This window comes from Klebsiella sp. HMSC16C06, assembly GCF_001808325.1.
Classification (GTDB): Bacteria; Pseudomonadota; Gammaproteobacteria; order Enterobacterales; family Enterobacteriaceae; genus Klebsiella; species Klebsiella variicola.
This window is the reverse complement of record NZ_KV793012.1, coordinates 160,925-175,785: the sequence shown is the minus strand read 5'-3', so window position 1 is coordinate 175,785 and position 14,861 is coordinate 160,925. Positions and strand designations below refer to the sequence as shown.

At 56.7% G+C, this 14,861-nt stretch carries 16 protein-coding genes; 7 read left to right on the top strand and 9 right to left on the bottom strand.

The window, feature by feature from the left end; genetic code table 11:
* Positions 1 to 8 precede the first annotated feature (8 nt).
* A complete protein-coding gene (gene tssB / locus HMPREF3142_RS19680) occupies positions 9 to 500 on the bottom strand; it encodes a type VI secretion system contractile sheath small subunit (protein WP_070612391.1) in 492 nt (163 codons plus the stop codon).
* Positions 501 to 1,129: 629 nt separating this feature from the next.
* On the opposite strand from tssB, the gene HMPREF3142_RS19675 reads away from it, so the two are divergent.
* Entirely contained in the window at positions 1,130 to 1,696 is a 567-nt protein-coding gene (locus tag HMPREF3142_RS19675) for a DJ-1/PfpI family protein (protein ID WP_008805196.1), read from the top strand.
* 157 nt (positions 1,697 to 1,853) lie between these two features.
* On the opposite strand, the gene HMPREF3142_RS19670 is transcribed toward HMPREF3142_RS19675, so the two are convergent.
* A complete protein-coding gene (locus HMPREF3142_RS19670; protein WP_070612389.1) occupies positions 1,854 to 2,615 on the bottom strand; it encodes an SDR family NAD(P)-dependent oxidoreductase in 762 nt (253 codons plus the stop codon).
* A 108-nt stretch (positions 2,616 to 2,723) separates the two neighbouring features.
* On the opposite strand from HMPREF3142_RS19670, the gene HMPREF3142_RS19665 reads away from it, so the two are divergent.
* Both HMPREF3142_RS19665 and HMPREF3142_RS28285 read left to right on the top strand, forming a co-directional pair.
* The gene (locus HMPREF3142_RS19665; RefSeq protein ID WP_070612388.1) at positions 2,724 to 3,638 is read left to right on the top strand and encodes a LysR family transcriptional regulator; all 915 of its coding nucleotides are present in this window, start codon (positions 2,724 to 2,726) and stop codon (positions 3,636 to 3,638) included.
* A 302-nt stretch (positions 3,639 to 3,940) separates the two neighbouring features.
* On the top strand, positions 3,941 to 4,129 hold the full coding sequence (locus tag HMPREF3142_RS28285; protein WP_008805199.1) for a cold shock small protein YmcF: 189 nt from the start codon (positions 3,941 to 3,943) through the stop codon (positions 4,127 to 4,129).
* Positions 4,130 to 4,182: 53 nt separating this feature from the next.
* Here the strand turns inward: HMPREF3142_RS28285 and HMPREF3142_RS19660 are convergent, their stop codons facing one another.
* From HMPREF3142_RS19660 to HMPREF3142_RS19645, 4 genes are read right to left on the bottom strand one after another with little or no spacing between them, the layout of a single operon-like run.
* Positions 4,183 to 4,653, bottom strand: a complete 471-nt coding sequence (locus HMPREF3142_RS19660; protein ID WP_053091284.1) for an ATP-binding protein — start codon at positions 4,651 to 4,653, stop codon at positions 4,183 to 4,185.
* Positions 4,646 to 4,984: an STAS domain-containing protein gene (locus HMPREF3142_RS19655; protein ID WP_012541991.1), complete on the bottom strand. Its 339-nt coding sequence runs from the start codon at positions 4,982 to 4,984 to the stop codon at positions 4,646 to 4,648. The genes HMPREF3142_RS19660 and HMPREF3142_RS19655 overlap by 8 nt, the downstream gene beginning before the upstream one ends.
* Positions 4,974 to 6,188, bottom strand: coding sequence for a PP2C family protein-serine/threonine phosphatase (locus tag HMPREF3142_RS19650; RefSeq protein ID WP_008805202.1), 1,215 nt, complete (start codon positions 6,186 to 6,188; stop codon positions 4,974 to 4,976). The genes HMPREF3142_RS19655 and HMPREF3142_RS19650 overlap by 11 nt, the downstream gene beginning before the upstream one ends.
* 8 nt (positions 6,189 to 6,196) lie before the next feature.
* Entirely contained in the window at positions 6,197 to 6,484 is a 288-nt protein-coding gene (locus tag HMPREF3142_RS19645; RefSeq protein ID WP_032735379.1) for a hypothetical protein, read from the bottom strand.
* A gap of 73 nt (positions 6,485 to 6,557) precedes the next feature.
* Here HMPREF3142_RS19645 and HMPREF3142_RS19640 point away from each other — a divergent pair, with 73 nt between their 5' ends.
* Both HMPREF3142_RS19640 and HMPREF3142_RS19635 read left to right on the top strand, forming a co-directional pair.
* On the top strand, positions 6,558 to 6,992 hold the full coding sequence (locus HMPREF3142_RS19640; protein WP_070612574.1) for a globin family protein: 435 nt from the start codon (positions 6,558 to 6,560) through the stop codon (positions 6,990 to 6,992).
* A 2-nt stretch (positions 6,993 to 6,994) separates the two neighbouring features.
* Positions 6,995 to 9,682, top strand: coding sequence for a hybrid sensor histidine kinase/response regulator (locus HMPREF3142_RS19635; protein WP_070612386.1), 2,688 nt, complete (start codon positions 6,995 to 6,997; stop codon positions 9,680 to 9,682).
* A 7-nt stretch (positions 9,683 to 9,689) separates the two neighbouring features.
* Here the strand turns inward: HMPREF3142_RS19635 and HMPREF3142_RS19630 are convergent, their stop codons facing one another.
* The 3 genes from HMPREF3142_RS19630 to HMPREF3142_RS19620 all read right to left on the bottom strand — a co-directional run bounded on the left by HMPREF3142_RS19630 (position 9,690) and on the right by HMPREF3142_RS19620 (position 13,042).
* Positions 9,690 to 10,559 (bottom strand): aldo/keto reductase, encoded by an 870-nt coding sequence (locus HMPREF3142_RS19630; RefSeq protein ID WP_012542000.1) that lies wholly within the window; start codon positions 10,557 to 10,559, stop codon positions 9,690 to 9,692.
* 78 nt (positions 10,560 to 10,637) lie between these two features.
* Entirely contained in the window at positions 10,638 to 11,840 is a 1,203-nt protein-coding gene (locus HMPREF3142_RS19625) for an MFS transporter (RefSeq protein ID WP_032732861.1), read from the bottom strand.
* Between the two features lie 65 nt (positions 11,841 to 11,905).
* A complete protein-coding gene (locus tag HMPREF3142_RS19620) occupies positions 11,906 to 13,042 on the bottom strand; it encodes an alpha/beta hydrolase (RefSeq protein WP_032691172.1) in 1,137 nt (378 codons plus the stop codon).
* 172 nt (positions 13,043 to 13,214) lie between these two features.
* Between HMPREF3142_RS19620 and HMPREF3142_RS19615 the strand changes: the two genes are divergently transcribed.
* Both HMPREF3142_RS19615 and HMPREF3142_RS19610 read left to right on the top strand, forming a co-directional pair.
* Positions 13,215 to 14,099: a LysR family transcriptional regulator gene (locus HMPREF3142_RS19615; protein ID WP_012968422.1), complete on the top strand. Its 885-nt coding sequence runs from the start codon at positions 13,215 to 13,217 to the stop codon at positions 14,097 to 14,099.
* A 331-nt stretch (positions 14,100 to 14,430) separates the two neighbouring features.
* Entirely contained in the window at positions 14,431 to 14,817 is a 387-nt protein-coding gene (locus tag HMPREF3142_RS19610; protein ID WP_012542004.1) for a VOC family protein, read from the top strand.
* Positions 14,818 to 14,861: the final 44 nt, after the last annotated feature.

Here is a 14,861-nt window from a genome sequence, read left to right as displayed (position 1 = left end):
CCCCGCACTTATTTCGGGGCAAGCGCACTCATTTCGTCGCGTAATTCCTGGGACAGCGCCGGATCTTTCAGGATTGCCTCAAGCTCTTTTCTGAAAGTGGCGTTATCAAGCAGATTGGATTTGAGATCGCGTAATAAATTACGCATCGCCAGCATGGCGCGGAGTTGCGGAATTTGCCGGGCAACCTGCTCCGGTTCAAAATCTTTGATATCGGTAAAACGCAGTCTGACGTTCTCCTCTTCGCCGTTGCCGGACAGCGTATTCGGCACCGAGAGGTTAACTTCCGGGCTAAATTCCGAAAGTACGCTGTTAAAGTTATTTTTATTGACGTTGATTTTTTCTCTTTCCGATAGAGGCCGGTTTTCCTTACCATGACTAAAATCGCCAATGGTAAGCAGCTTCAGCGGCAGTTCGACCTTCTTTTGCGCGCCGCCGGTATGAAGAGATAATTTGAGATTAATACGCGCTTTGGGCACTTCATTCTGGAACGTATCAGCCATAGCAGTTCCTTTCCTTAAGGAATAATTATTGAAGAGTTGACGATAAAAACCGGATGATAATAGAGCAAAAACAGATTATCGATCAACTTAACAAGAATATTTCTTTAATGCATTCACAAGGCAAACAAAATTATTTTATTAGTAACGACAATGAATGTTTTACAGCAAAATATAAAGTTTAAAGCCAACACCTTCAATTAACATTGAACACATGAATATTCACATCACATATCATCAAGGCGATAAAAAAATAGATTAAATGAATATGATAGCGACAATTCCCGTGAATAATATTGTCATGAGATAATTGATATTATCGTTAGCAGATCAGGCACGCATTTAAGCCACTCCTCCTGTTTTCGTCCACGCTGAACCGTCATCAGCCCTGGCACACAGGCCTGCGGAACCCGCGATATCTTCCACCACAGACAGCCGTCAGTAACTGAAAAAGGTTATTTTCCCGGGTGACTGACCACACGGCGATGTCGGCAAAAGTTGTCGTTACCAGAAAAAACATGACCCCGATAGCAAGATGCACACGCTACCGTCTTCGGCATCCTGAGGGGGTCGCATTCTGCGGATCGCCAGGCTATATCTAAGACACCTTTCTCCCACAACGAGTAAAAATGATGAGCAAGAAGATCCTGATGCTGGTCGGCGATTATGCCGAAGATTACGAAACGATGGTCCCTTTTCAGGCACTGCAGATGATTGGCCACCAGGTCGATGCCGTCTGCCCGGATAAAGCCGCTGGCGACTATGTCATGACCGCGATCCATGACTTTGACGGCGCCCAGACTTATAGCGAAAAGCCGGGGCACCGCTTCACCCTGAACGCCAATTTTGCCGCGGTGAAGGCCGAGGACTATGACGCGCTAGTGATCCCCGGTGGCCGGGCGCCGGAGTATTTGCGCCTGAATGAGGAGGTTATTAAACTGGTACAGGCGTTCGACGCCGCGCGTAAACCTATCGCCGCCGTCTGCCACGGCCCGCAACTGCTGGCCGCCGCCGGTATTCTGCAGGGCCGCACTTGCAGCGCCTATCCCGCCTGCGCCCCGGAAGTGCGCCTGAGCGGTGGGCACTATGCGGATATTGGTATCGACCAGGCGCATGTTGACGGCAATCTGGTCACCGCCCCCGCCTGGCCGGCCCACCCGCAGTGGCTGGCGAAATTCGCCGCCCTGCTGGCGGAATAACGGCCTGTAGAGAAAGCGTTTTCTCTGGCGAAGGGAATTGGCCATCGCCGCGCTGGTGCTCTCCTTCCCACCGGCACGGCGCTGTTTGATCAGCCGTTCCCGCAGCAGCTTAACCTGACTCAACTCAGCAAAACGTTGGCCGGATAGTCCCCTCGCTTCAGATCCGCATTCCCCCGGAAACCTCAATGCGCTGGGCATTCACCCAGCGATGATCATCGGATAACAGCGAGGCGATCATCGGCCCGATATCCTCTGGCACCCCCGGTCGCCCCAGCGCCGTCATGTTCGCCACCGCCTGAGCGACCTGCGGGTTATCCCGCACCACCCCGCCGCTGAAATCGGTGGCGATGGCGCCGGGCGCCACGCAGTTCACCGTAATTGCGCGACTGCCCAGCTCAAACGCCATATAGCGGGTCAGGGTTTCCACCGCGGACTTCATGATCGCATAGGGCGCCCGGTTCGCCATCACGATACGGGTTAGCCCGGACGAGACATTCACTATCCGTCCGCCATCGGCCAGCAGCGGCAACAGTTTTTGGCTGAGGAAAAAAACGCCCTTCACGTGGATACAATACAGCGCATCGAATTCAGCTTCCGTGGCGTTAAGAAAACCCATGCCGCTGGCATTGCCGGCATTATTGACCAGGTAATGAAACCGATCGGCCCCCAGCTCCGCCAGCGCCTCCTGAAAGGCGCTGACAAATCCGTCAAAGGTATCGGTTTCGCCGGCGCTGAAGGGCAACGCAATCGCCCGGGCGCCCAGTGCTTCAACACGTTTAACCACCTCGTTCGCCTCGGCAAAATGCGCGTTATAGGTCAATACCACATTCACGCCGCGCTGAGCCAGCGCTTCAACGGTCGCGCGCCCCAGGCCGCGGCTGCCGCCTGTCACCAGGGCAATTTTTGCGCTATTGTTCATGTTTCCCCCTTTTCTCTCTGCTGAAAACATGAGCGATTATAGGCTTCTGCATGCCGACGATAAGACCGCATTGCCCGACAGGATTGTTTTGCCAGCTGGAACAATGTCATGGATAAACTGGATACCCTGACCCTGTTCGTGCGCATCGTCGAACGAGGTTCGTTCAGCGCCGCCGCCGCGGATCTGGGTTTTTCCCGGCCGGTGGCGACCGCGGCCATTAAGGCGCTGGAGGCCAGTCTCGGGGCGCGGCTGCTGCAGCGCACCACCCGGCACGTACGACCGACGGCGGAGGGCTCGCTGTATTATCAGCGCTGCGTGGCTATTCTGGCGGCCCTTGAGGAGGCCAACCGCAGCGCCGGGGGGAGCATTGCCGGTATTATCCGCGTGGACGTGGCGGGCAATCTGGCGCGAACCCTGCTGCTGCCCGCGCTGCCACAGTTTCTCGCCCGCTATCCTGCCATGACGCTGCAGATCGGCGAAAGCGAGCGCGACGTCGATCTGGTTCGCGAAGGGGTCGACTGCGTCATTCGCGGCGGCCATCTCCCCGACAGCGAGATGATTTGCCGGCCGCTCGCCAGGCTGCAGGAAATCACCTGCGCCAGTCCGGCCTACCTCGCCCGGTACGGTACCCCGCATACGATTGAAGGACTGACGGGCCACATGATGATCGGGTTTGTTTCATCGCGCACGCAACGTACCTTGCCGCTGAGCTTTACCCAGGATGGCCGCCAGAGCGAGGTCAGTTTGCCCTGTCGGCTGCTGACCTCCGATGCCGACGTCGGCGCCGAAGCGGCAAGGCTTGGCTTTGGCCTGTATCAGGCCCCCTTGCCCCGCCTTGAGGCCGATCTGGCGTCGGGCGCGTTAACGGAAGTGCTGGCCGATTTTCGCCCTGCGCCGCTCCCGCTCTCCCTGCTCTATCCCAGCAGCCGGCAGCTCTCTGCCCGGGTACAGGTATTTATCGACTGGGTGACGGCGCTGATGAAGCCTCCCCTGGCGCAGCAGGCATCCGGAAGGCTAAAATAATATTTGCTATTATTTGCGGCTCGTGCGTTAATCGTTAAGTCGATTTACCAGACGAAAAGTTATTATCTAAGTACGCGTTCTCATCTCCAGGCGTTATCCCTGATACCACCTTCCTTTGAGCAGTCCCATTAGTATTTTGCTTTTTCTGTAAACAGGCTCTGTCAGATCCCTGTTGGCTCGTTAATAAAGCCCTCCGACTGACGCCATACCCGGCTTACCACTAACAAAAATCAGCCGCGTTAATTTTCCTGAAAACGACCTTTGTCTTTTCAACAGAACATTACCCATACAAGGTTTACATTATGATTGAACATATCCATTTTAGATGCCCATGCTGCCATGGCTCCCAGTACAGAACGTCCCAGTTTGATGTGACGGAAAAAAATCCCTTTGGTGCGAAATGCATTTTCTGCAAATCGGCGATGATGACATTTGATGCTATCCGCCCTCGTCATCTGGGCGCGCAGTCTACTGCGCAGGCACAACAATAAGTATGCGCGGGTAAAGCATGCCTGTTATCCGCCAGGCGGATGACGTCTTTTTCTCAACCGCCGTTTTTGTCGGTTGAATAATTAACAGCGGGATCAGGCAACGCTTTTATCAGGGTGGTAATATTTTTCCCTGCATTCATTTCAACGTCAAAAAAGTCCACCGCACGCAGAATAAGCCGCAAGCCTCTACCGCTTTCCGCTAACGGATCGACATCGAAATGCTCATTACCACGCGCCAGCGCCAGGCGCTCGGCGGGAAAGGTTTCCCCCGCGTCGGTAAAGCGCAGCGTCACCCGTCGGTCCGCGACCCTAAACTCCACACCAAAACGACTTTCCCGATCCTCATGCAGCGCATAGCGAATAATATTCGTTGCCGTTTCACAGGCGGCGAGATCGAGCGCAAAACGCCACTCCTCCCCGACAGGCAGCGAAGCCATTTGCTGGGCAAGCCACTCCGCCAGCGGTGAAAGCGAGGTGAGTTCGGCAGGAAACATCATGATGTTGTTCACGGGCACGTCACTCATTTAACTGCGCAAGTGCCGAGGTGCGATCCTCGCAAATGCGGAAAATACGATCCATACGGGTCAGCGTGAACATATTGCGGATGCCAGGATTCAGCGCGCACAGCGTCATCTCCCCTTTCCCATTCATCATCTTCATCAGAGAAACCAGGGTTCCCAGACCGCTACTGTCGATAAAATCAATTTCGCTGAAATCAACAATCAGATCGCCGGGCGCTTCGCCTATCTCCTGGGCGATTGCCGATTTAAAGGCTACTGCGACGGAAGCATCCAGCCGACGCACCGCCGGCGTCAGGATCGTCACCGAGGCCTGCCGTTCGGTTTCAATTTTCATCACTGTCCCCTGTACGTTCAATAATCAAGAGTGAAACATCATCGGCCATCGCCTGGGTCTCCTGCGCGTCGCCATTGCGCCAGTGGATCAAGTGCCGGGCAAACCGCGGCAGCAGCGCGGGCAGCGGCTGCGTCACACTGTCCTGCAGCCACGCTTGTAAACGCGCTTCGCCAAACTGTTCACCGCTCCGGTTTTCACATTCGGTGATACCGTCGCTGAACAGGCAAAGCCGCTCTCCTGGCGCCAGCGAGAAACTGACATCTGCCCATGAGAGATGGTTTATCAACCCCACCGGCGCCCCACCGCTACCGGCCGAGCGCACACTTCCATCCACGGTGACGATAAACGGCGTGGGATGCCCGGCCTGACACAGTTTCCCCTCACCGGTTGTGAGGTCGATGACGCCATAGATCAGGGTGAAATAGCTGACAATCTCTGCCTCGTCGCTACAAAAACGACCATTCAGGATCTGCACTACCTCGGCAGGTGATGCCGGCTGGTTATCAGCAGAGAAAAGAAAACGCTCAACCGCCCTGCCATGTAGAAACTGGCGGGCGACGGCAAGCGACATCATCGCCGCCCCCACGCCGTGCCCGGAGACATCCACGCAGTAAAATCCGAGATGCTCCCCCAGCGGGAAAACATTAAAAATATCCCCCGATACCCAGGCCGACGGCAGGAAAATCCAGTCGGAGAAAAAACCCTGATAGCACAGCTGATGAGCCGGGAGAACCGACTGCTGAATGCGCGCCGCCAGCTCCAGATCCTGTTCAATCTGCCGCAGCGCTTCACTTAGCCGCGTATTGCGCGCGGCGAGGTCGGCTTCAAGGGAGAGGATCCGCGCCCCGGCGTGCAGTCGCGCCCGCAGTTCACTCTGCTCCACCGGCTTACTGAGAAAATCATCGGCCCCTGCCGCAAACCCTTGCGTTAAATCGCCCGGATCTTCGCGAGCGGTGAGCAATATCAGATAAACGTAGTGACCAAACTGGCGGCGGCGCACTTCCCGGCACAGCGTCAGGCCATTCATCTCCGGCATTTCCCAGTCGCTAATCACCAGGCTGACGGGCTGGTTTTCGAGGATCGCCAGCGCGGCGACGCCGTTTTCCGCCTCACTGACGATATAGCCCCACTGCGTCAACATCCGGCTTAGCAACCGACGATAAACCAGCGAATCTTCAACAATCAGGACGTGCTGTGCCGACATCGCGCCTCCTAAATCGGCAAGAACCAGATAAGGCTGATCGTGCCTTCACGAAACTTGCCGCTGTACGCTATCAGTTTAGTCAGTAGCGGGTTGGCTTGCTCATCAGCAATGGGGTTGTCAACCAGGCTATACTCCAACCTGACGGCAACGCCAATCGACTTTAGCGACAAACCGGCGATAAATGGCTGGTCAGCAAAAGTATCGTGTGGCTGATGCTGGATAAAGACGGGTGAGCGGCGGCCCGCTTTTCCGCAGAATGGCAACGAGGAAATCCTGTAAGGGGAAAACTCATGCATGGTCAGCGCGTGTCGCCTGCGGATCCTAACCCGCCCGGCCGCTGCCGGGCGAACGGGTCATGAGGAACGCACCATGAAGTTTTATCGCGATCTTTTTGAAGCCAGCCTGAATCGCGTCGTACCGGAGCACGATAAAAAGCGCTTTTTTCAGGCCTTCTACAGCACCTTTATCCATATGTCACCGGAAACCGAGCAGCACTTCTCCCAACGCTCCGGCGAGGAAGGCCAGCAGATGATCTTTAAAAGCTTTTTCGCCATGCTGGCGGTCAACGGCGACCTCTTCGTACCCGATTTTCTGGAACGGCTGGCACGCGAGCAGAGCGAGGAAGGCCTGCGTCTGCCACCGCGGTTTTTTGCCCTGTGGCGAGAAGCCATGCTCAAAACCGTCCGCGCCAGCGATCCACTGTGCGATGAAGAGATCCTCACTGCATGGGCAATGGCGATCGCCCCTGGTCTTGAGTATCTACGCCGCCAGGCGGAGCTCCACTATCAGACCGCAGGTCACTGATCATGCGCGCCGCTAACCGTGTCGACCTCAACGTCCTGCCCTCAGCGGTGATGATCTACGATGAGCGCGAACGACTGCAGGCCTGGAATGATAAGGTGGCGCTGTTTTATCCCGCGATCGCGCCCTGGCTGACCGTCGGCGCTCCCCTTGAGAGCCTGGCGGAGAAGTTCATCGATGCAGGGTATAACATCGACCCTGGTCGGCAACAGACGCTACGCGAGACGATTATCCGCAACTGCCGCCAGACGAACCACTGCGAGGTCCGCCAGTCGGGCAACCGCCGGATTTACGTTCAGCATCAGCGGCTGGCGGATGGTGGAATTGTCAGTCTGCATACCGACATCACTGAGCTTGACGAGGCCCGACGCGCACGTCACCAGCTTCACGACGATTTTTTATTCACTGCGGAGTCGATCCAGATCGGTATCTGGGACTGGCAGGTCTCCCACGACAACCTGCAGGTGAATGACACCCTGCTGGCGATGGTCGGCCAGTCGCGGACACAGTGGCGCTATCCGCTGCGTTTTATGCTCAATCTGGTCCACGAGGACGATCGCACTACCCTGCAACAGGCGATGATTTCCTCGCAAAACGAGCATATGCCGGTTTTTGAATGTGAACTTCGTGTCCAGCACCCAACGCAGGGCTGGCGCTGGATGCTGCTCTCCGGGCAGATCGTCACCCTCAATATGCAGCAGCAGGCAGAGCGGGTGATCGGGACGTTGCAGGATATTACCCGGCGCAAAGCCGCAGAGCTGCTGGCCATTGAGGCGGCGAAGGAGGCCCGCGAGGCGAACGAAGCGAAAAGCGCCTTCCTCGCCAATATGAGCCACGAAATCCGCACCCCGATGAACGGCATTCTCGGTATGACGCAGCTCTGCCTCGATACGCCGCTGACCGCGGAGCAGCGGGAGTACCTTTCGCTGGTGATGAGCTCAGCCCAGTCGCTGCTGCACATTATTAACGACATTCTTGATTTCTCACGCATTGAGTCGGGCAAGATGCAGGTGGACGAAGAGCCGCTGGAGATCCGCCCCTTTATCCAGTCGCTGATCCGCCCGCATATGCCTGCCGCCAGCGAAAAGGGCCTTGAGCTGCTGGTGGACATCTCACCTGCGGTACCGGAGGTGCTGATCGTCGATGGCCCCCGGCTGCGGCAAATCCTGACTAACCTGTTGGGTAATGCGCTGAAGTTCACACATCAGGGGGAGGTTCTGCTGGCGATAGCGCCGGCCGACGACGAAAGCCGCTGGCGCTTTCGCATTCGCGATACCGGGATCGGCATCGCCCCGGAGAAGCAAAAGGCGATCTTCGAAGCCTTCAGCCAGGCCGATAGCTCTACCACCCGCCGCTACGGCGGCACCGGGCTGGGGTTAACCATTTCAGCCCGCCTGGTCAGCCTGATGGGCGGCGAGCTGATGGTGGAGAGCCAGCCCGGGGCGGGCAGCGAATTTGCCTTCACCCTGCCGCTGGAAGGCCTGAACGCCACGGCCTCCGGTAGCGCTCCGCTGAGCCGCTTCAACCACCAGCGGGTGCTGGTGGTTGACGACAACAGCACCAACCTGCGCCTGCTCGACACCATGCTTCGCCAGATGGGGCTGATGCCAAGCTGCGTGGACAACGCCAGCGAGGCGTTACGTCGGGCCGCCGAAGGGCCGCCCTGGCCGCTGATCCTGCTGGATGCACAGATGCCGGATATGGACGGCGTATCCCTGGCGCTGGAGCTCTCCGCCCTGCCTGAAGCCCGGCAAAGCCAGATTATTATGCTCAGCTCCATGAGCCGCCATTTCGACGCCAATATGCTCAAGCGCATCGGCATTGCCCACTATCTGCATAAACCGGTGGCGCAGCGCGAACTGCATCAGGTTATCGCCGGTATTCTCCTTCCCACGCCGGTGGTGGCGACAGCGCCAGCCCCCGTTGCGGAACCGGTCAGGGACCAGACCGGGCTGCATATCCTGCTGGCTGAGGACAACCTGGTTAATCAAAAGGTCGCCAGACGGCTGCTGGAGCAGTTGGGTCACCGCTGCGAGGTGGTGAGCAACGGCCGGGAGGCGCTGGAGCGCTGGCGCGCCGCCTGCTGGGATTTACTGCTGATCGATCTGCAAATGCCGGAGATGGACGGTGAAACCGCCATCCGTCTGCTGCGCGAAGAGACGCCGGCGCTGGGCAGGCAACATCAGCCCGCGATGGCCATGACCGCCCATGCCATGCAGGGCGATAGAGAGCGCTGTCTGGCGATGGGCTTCGACGGCTATATCGCCAAACCAGTGAGTCTTGAGGCGCTACGGGAAGCCATCGCCCGCGTCGGCGCAGCGGAAGATAGCGATTTGGAGGAAGAGAAAGGCCTGCCGGACGAGGCCCACCTGCTAAAACAGTGCGCAGACGATCCTGAGCTGGTCGAGGAGCTGCTGGGACTCTTCGCTGAAGGGCTTGATGCTGCGATCATCGCCCTCACCCACGCCATTGATACTAATGACAGGGAGACGTGGCGCCGTACCGCCCACAAACTGCGCGGCGAGGCGGTCACCCTCGGCTTTCAACGCCTTGCCGGGGTGCTCCAGCAGCTGGAGAGCCAGGCGACGTCGCCCGACCAAACCGTGTCTGACGCTCTGCGCGACGCGCTGGCTGAGGCGATCACAGGCTGCCACTTGTGGCTGCGGCGCAGAGCGCAGGCGGCTTCACGCTAAGCTCCTCTCAGTCGTGGATTTTCACCCCCAGACAGCCGCGAACAAATTCAGGGTTAAAGTGTTTCACCGCTTCGCCAACGTAACCTAAATCCAGGGCGCCGATCTGCGCCATTTCGCTCGTGGTGAGCGAGAAATCCCAGATGGCAAAGTTCTCTTCAATACGCTCCTGGCGGGTGGATTTAGGGATCACCGTGACGCCACGCTGCACGTTCCAGCGCAGGATGACCTGTGCAATGGTTTTTTGATGGGCATCGGCAATCCCCTGAAGCATCGCCTCTTGATACGGATTATGTCTGCCACCGCCTAACGGCGCCCACGCTTCCGGCTGAACGTGATAATGCTTCATGGTTTCCAGCGCCGCAGGCTGCGCGAAATAAGGATGCAGTTCAACCTGGTTCACCATCGGCCTGATTCTGACAGTTTCGCAGAAGTTAGCTAACACATGGGGGTAGAAATTGGAGACGCCAATCGCTTTCAGCTTCCCGGCTTCATACGCGTCTTCCAGCGCGCGCCAGGAGCTGAAATAATCGCCCATCGCCTGATGCAACAGATAGAGATCGAAATATTCCAGCCCGGATTTTTTTAAGGACGCGGCAATCCCGGCTTTCGCCATCCCGGTGTTGGCCATGTCCTGGACCCACAGTTTGGAGGTTATAAACAGCGCCTCACGGGTACACAGACCTTCGGCGATGGCTTCGCGAACGGCCTCCCCCACCGCATCTTCATTATCGTAGACGGCAGCGGTATCGATAAGGCGGTAGCCGGTACGAATGGCGTTCAGCACTGACTGCTTACACTCTGCTTTATCGGTCACCTTAAAAACGCCAAAACCCAGCATCGGCATTTTAAGGTTGTTACTTAATACAGAATATTCCACGGTGAAGCTCCCCTCTTGTTAAAACATCATGGTAAGACAAGAACGCGGTCACGATTAGCCTGTCATTCCTGATTTGACTTATGCATTCAATTCATTAATCGCAGTGCGCTGAGATGATCTGATTTTGACAGAGAGCCGAAAAGTCCCCCCTGCCGCGCCCAGCAATAACAGACCGCTCAGTGCAAACGTGCTGTGCCATCCCAGACTATCAAACACCAGGCCGCCTGCCGTTGACCCGAGGGCAATCGATAGCTGGATCACAGCAACCATAAGACCACCGCCCGCCTCCGCATCTTCGGGCAGCGTCCGCGCAATCCATGTCCACCAGCCGGTGGGCGCCGCCGTCGCCAGCAGGCCCCACAGGCTTAACAGTACGGTGACAGCACCGGTATGGTGCCCGGCCAGCAAAAGCGCTCCGACAATCGCAGCCATAATCAAAGGGATAGCCACCAGCGTCAGATAAAACCGGGCGTGCAGAACGGTCGAAATGAGCAGCGTGCCGACAAAACCAGCGACGCCAATCGCCAGTAATATCAGGGGCAGACCAGAAGAACTGACCCGGGTCACCGTCTCCAGAAACGGTCGCACATAGGTAAATAAGGTAAACTGCCCCATAAAGAACAGCCCGCAGGCCAGCAATCCAAGGGATACCGTCGAGCGGCGGAACAGACGCAGCACGGTTCCCTGCCGCTGTGGTGCGCGCTGGCTTTTCATCGACGGCAGGCTAACGCATTGCCAGATGAAGGCTACCATCGCCAGCGGAACAAGACATAAAAAGGCACCGCGCCAGCCGACGGTGGCCCCCAGGTAGCTGCCCAGCGGCGCTGCCACAACGGTGGCCAGCGCGTTACCGCCGTTAAAGATGGCCAGTGCGCGGGGGACCTGGCGTTGCGGCACCAGCCGAATGGCCGTTGCCGCCGACATCGACCAGAAGCCGCCGATGACGATCCCGATGAGCGCTCTGCCCAGCATATAAACCGGGAAACTGGACGCCAGGGCAATCATCAATCCTGAGGCCGCCATCAACGCCGTGAGCCCCAGCAACAGCCATTTACGGTCCAGCGACCCGGTAAGACGGGAAATCGTCAGGCTGGTCAATACCGCCAGCGCGCCAGAAAGCGCGATCCCCTGGCCTGCTAATCCCTCGGTAATGTGTAAATCACCCGCGATGGGTGTCAACAGACTGACCGGCATAAACTCTGAGGCAATGAGCACAAATACGCAGAGCGTCATCGCCAGGACGCCGCTCCAGTATGCGCGGGTGTTATGTAATCCAGACATTATTTATCTCCGACAAAACAAAGCCGCCTGCAGGCGGCTTTGGGGATGTCTCCGGCACAGGAGAGCTATTGCAGGTTGGTTTTGAAAAATTGAGTGAATGTAGCAAAGGGAATTTTGCCCGCGACGTTGTCATAGAGATCGACGTGGTTTGCGCCAGGAACAATCACCAGCGCTTTCTCTTTACTGCCGATCGCCTTAAAGGCATCTTCGGCAAAATAGCGTGAATGGGCTTGTTCGCCGGTCACAATAAGCGTCGGAATAGTCACTTCGCTGGCGTAACTCAGCAGCGGCATATTCATAAACGACAGCGGCATCGTCGCATTCCAAGCCCCGGTTGAATTAACCGAACGCGCATGGAAACCTCGCGGCATACGGTAATAATCGAAGAACTCTTTCAGGACCGGATTGGGGTTGGCGGGCAAGGTTTCCGGCAAAATACGATCGGCAGCGCTGACGTTGCCTTTATCATCAACATATATGTCATGCCCACCGGGGGCGGAAGTGCCGTTTGCCGCATCCTTCCAGCGCTGCGCGTTCAAGTACTGCAGTACCGCTCGGCGGTCGGCTGTCGTGTAGCGGTCTTTGCCATCGCCTACCCCATGCCCCATCGCGCGGCTCATGTCATACATGACGCTGGTCGCCACCGCTTTGACGCGGGTGTCCATCGCCGCGTCGTTTAGGGCCATACCGCCCCAGCCGCAAATGCCGAGCAAACCGATACGGTTGCGATCCACCTCTTTTTGCAGGCCCAGAAAGTCCACCGCGGCACTGAAATCCTCGGTATTGATATCCGGTGAGGCCACGTTGCGTGGGTAGCCACCGCTTTCGCCCGTATAGGATGGGTCAAACGCCAGGGTGACAAACCCCTGTTCGGCCAGCGTCTGGGCATACAGGCCGCTGGACTGCTCTTTTACCGCGCCGAAGGGACCGCTCACGGCAATAGCTGCCAGTTTGCGTTCACCGCGATCCTTCGGCAGGTAGAGATCGCCAACTAAGGTTATCCCGTAGCGGTTCTGGAAGGTCACCTTACGGTGATCCACTTTCAAACTCTCAGCAAACGTTTTATCCCATTTTTCAATCAGTGAAACAGGCGCATTCGGGTTAATTGTCTCAGCAGAGCTCATCGTTGTGACTCCAGTTAATGAGGCGCAAAGCAGCATGGCGGGTATCGCGGCTGTCAGTTTTTTGGTGAAAACCGTCATCAAAATTCCCCTAAATAAACGTGATCAATGCAAGTCTCCAGTAGACAACGCTGCTGTGCTTTGTTGTCGTGCGCTTAGTGTAGCCAGCAGTAATGGTTCTTATTAGGGGGTGAAAAATGCTAAGATTAATACCATATTGTTCTAAATGGCATGCGGGTGACGAGGCGGGAGAATGGCGAAACGGGAAAACTATAATGACCTTTATCTGTTTATGCAGGTGGTGCGGGAAGGCAGTTTTACCGCCGCAGCGCAACGACTTGGCCTGGCGCAGTCCGGGGTAAGCCGTGCGGTTCGCGAACTCGAAGAGCGGCTGGGCGTTCAGCTTCTGGTGCGCACCACCCGCCGGTTGTCGCTCACTCAGGCGGGTGAGCAGCTCTATCACAATGTCGAATCCGGTTTCGACGCCTTAGATATGGGACTCGCCACGCTGGCCCACTATCGTCAAACGCCCTCCGGTACGGTACGCATCAATGCCAGCCAGCATGCCATTGATAAAGTCCTGCTGCCGAAGCTGGCAGTATTTAAACACCGCTATCCCGATATCAGACTGGAACTGATCAGCGAAAGCCGGTTTGTCGATATTATTGCGGAGCGATTCGATGCGGGCGTGCGTCTGGGCCCGGAAGTCGGGAGTGGTATGATTGCGGTACGCATTTCGCCCGATATGGAGATGGCTGTTGTCGGTACCCCGGAACATTTTCGCCGCTACGGCTTTCCACAAACGCCCGCCGATTTAGTCGCCCAGCCCTGCATCGCTTATCAGTTCGGCGACGGCAGCCTTTACGCCTGGGAACTTAATGTGGATGGCAAAAAAATCACCCACCCGCCTCAGGGACAGTGGGCTTTCGCCGATAGCTATATGGAGGCCAAAGCGGCGAGGCTCGGTCTGGGGCTGGCCTATGTCCCGGAAGAGCTGATTACCGACGATCTAGCCCAGGGCACACTTATCCGGGTGCTCCAGCGTTATAGCCAGCGTCTGGAAGGTTCATTTCTCTATTACCCGCACCGCAATGTGTCGCCCGCGCTGAGAGCGGTCATTGATACATTGCGAATGTAGCTGAGGTTGCCTGCAGGCAGCAGACCACCGGTAGCGGTTGGTGGAGGGGTCTGAACTCAGAGCTTTCGCTTAATTCCGAACCATGCAAATTGTTAGGCGAGGCGGAAATGATCTGATATCAGTATCAATTTTGCGACTTACCTATGTGATCATAAAGTTATAATACAGCACCGCTTCGTAACGAGTTAAAAAAACGCATATTTCCCTGCTACGCAAACCCTTTTTCTTCGCCTACCCACGCCTGTTGTTGAAATACCTCCAAAACGCTTAAGCATTCCTTTCCACCTCAGGGCTGCTACGCTAACTCTCAGTCAATGGCGAAGGAGGCGTAATGAAAGTCCTCAATATCCTGGTCCGTCGATGCGTGCTGATTACCCGCTTTGAAGAGACCGTTTCGTTTTATGAAAACCTCATCGCGCAGACGGCCAGGTTGCGTTTCGACTATCCCGAATACGATCTCAAACTGGCGCAGGTGGGTTCAGTGCTTTTAATCGGCGGAACCGAGCAAAGCCTGGCGCCTTTTCGCGCCACCGAGGCCACTTTCCTGGTCAACGACATTACCGCCTGGGAGAAACATCTGCCTTCCACCGGAGCAACGATTATCAATCCGGTGAAGGCCGTGCCCACCGGCTGGAACATGCTGGTTCGGCATCCGGATGGCATGATTGCCGAATACGTTGAGCATCATGACAAAAACCCAGCAGATGAGATCTTCTGATGCTTCGCTTTCAGAGGGTTGGACCTGGTATCAGTCGGCCATAC

Excerpts from the sequence above, each read along its gene's own strand:
- tssB (WP_070612391.1), bottom strand. The coding sequence starts at position 500 with ATGGCTGATACGTTCCAGAATGAAGTGCCCAAAGCGCGTATTAATCTC.
- HMPREF3142_RS19675 (WP_008805196.1), top strand. The coding sequence starts at position 1,130 with ATGAGCAAGAAGATCCTGATGCTGGTCGGCGATTATGCCGAAGATTAC.
- HMPREF3142_RS19670 (WP_070612389.1), bottom strand. The coding sequence starts at position 2,615 with ATGAACAATAGCGCAAAAATTGCCCTGGTGACAGGCGGCAGCCGCGGC.
- HMPREF3142_RS19665 (WP_070612388.1), top strand. The coding sequence starts at position 2,724 with ATGGATAAACTGGATACCCTGACCCTGTTCGTGCGCATCGTCGAACGA.
- HMPREF3142_RS28285 (WP_008805199.1), top strand. The coding sequence starts at position 3,941 with ATGATTGAACATATCCATTTTAGATGCCCATGCTGCCATGGCTCCCAG.
- HMPREF3142_RS19660 (WP_053091284.1), bottom strand. The coding sequence starts at position 4,653 with ATGAGTGACGTGCCCGTGAACAACATCATGATGTTTCCTGCCGAACTC.
- HMPREF3142_RS19655 (WP_012541991.1), bottom strand. The coding sequence starts at position 4,984 with ATGAAAATTGAAACCGAACGGCAGGCCTCGGTGACGATCCTGACGCCG.
- HMPREF3142_RS19650 (WP_008805202.1), bottom strand. The coding sequence starts at position 6,188 with ATGTCGGCACAGCACGTCCTGATTGTTGAAGATTCGCTGGTTTATCGT.
- HMPREF3142_RS19645 (WP_032735379.1), bottom strand. The coding sequence starts at position 6,484 with ATGCATGAGTTTTCCCCTTACAGGATTTCCTCGTTGCCATTCTGCGGA.
- HMPREF3142_RS19640 (WP_070612574.1), top strand. The coding sequence starts at position 6,558 with ATGAAGTTTTATCGCGATCTTTTTGAAGCCAGCCTGAATCGCGTCGTA.
- HMPREF3142_RS19635 (WP_070612386.1), top strand. The coding sequence starts at position 6,995 with ATGCGCGCCGCTAACCGTGTCGACCTCAACGTCCTGCCCTCAGCGGTG.
- HMPREF3142_RS19625 (WP_032732861.1), bottom strand. The coding sequence starts at position 11,840 with ATGTCTGGATTACATAACACCCGCGCATACTGGAGCGGCGTCCTGGCG.
- HMPREF3142_RS19620 (WP_032691172.1), bottom strand. The coding sequence starts at position 13,042 with ATGACGGTTTTCACCAAAAAACTGACAGCCGCGATACCCGCCATGCTG.
- HMPREF3142_RS19615 (WP_012968422.1), top strand. The coding sequence starts at position 13,215 with ATGGCGAAACGGGAAAACTATAATGACCTTTATCTGTTTATGCAGGTG.
- HMPREF3142_RS19610 (WP_012542004.1), top strand. The coding sequence starts at position 14,431 with ATGAAAGTCCTCAATATCCTGGTCCGTCGATGCGTGCTGATTACCCGC.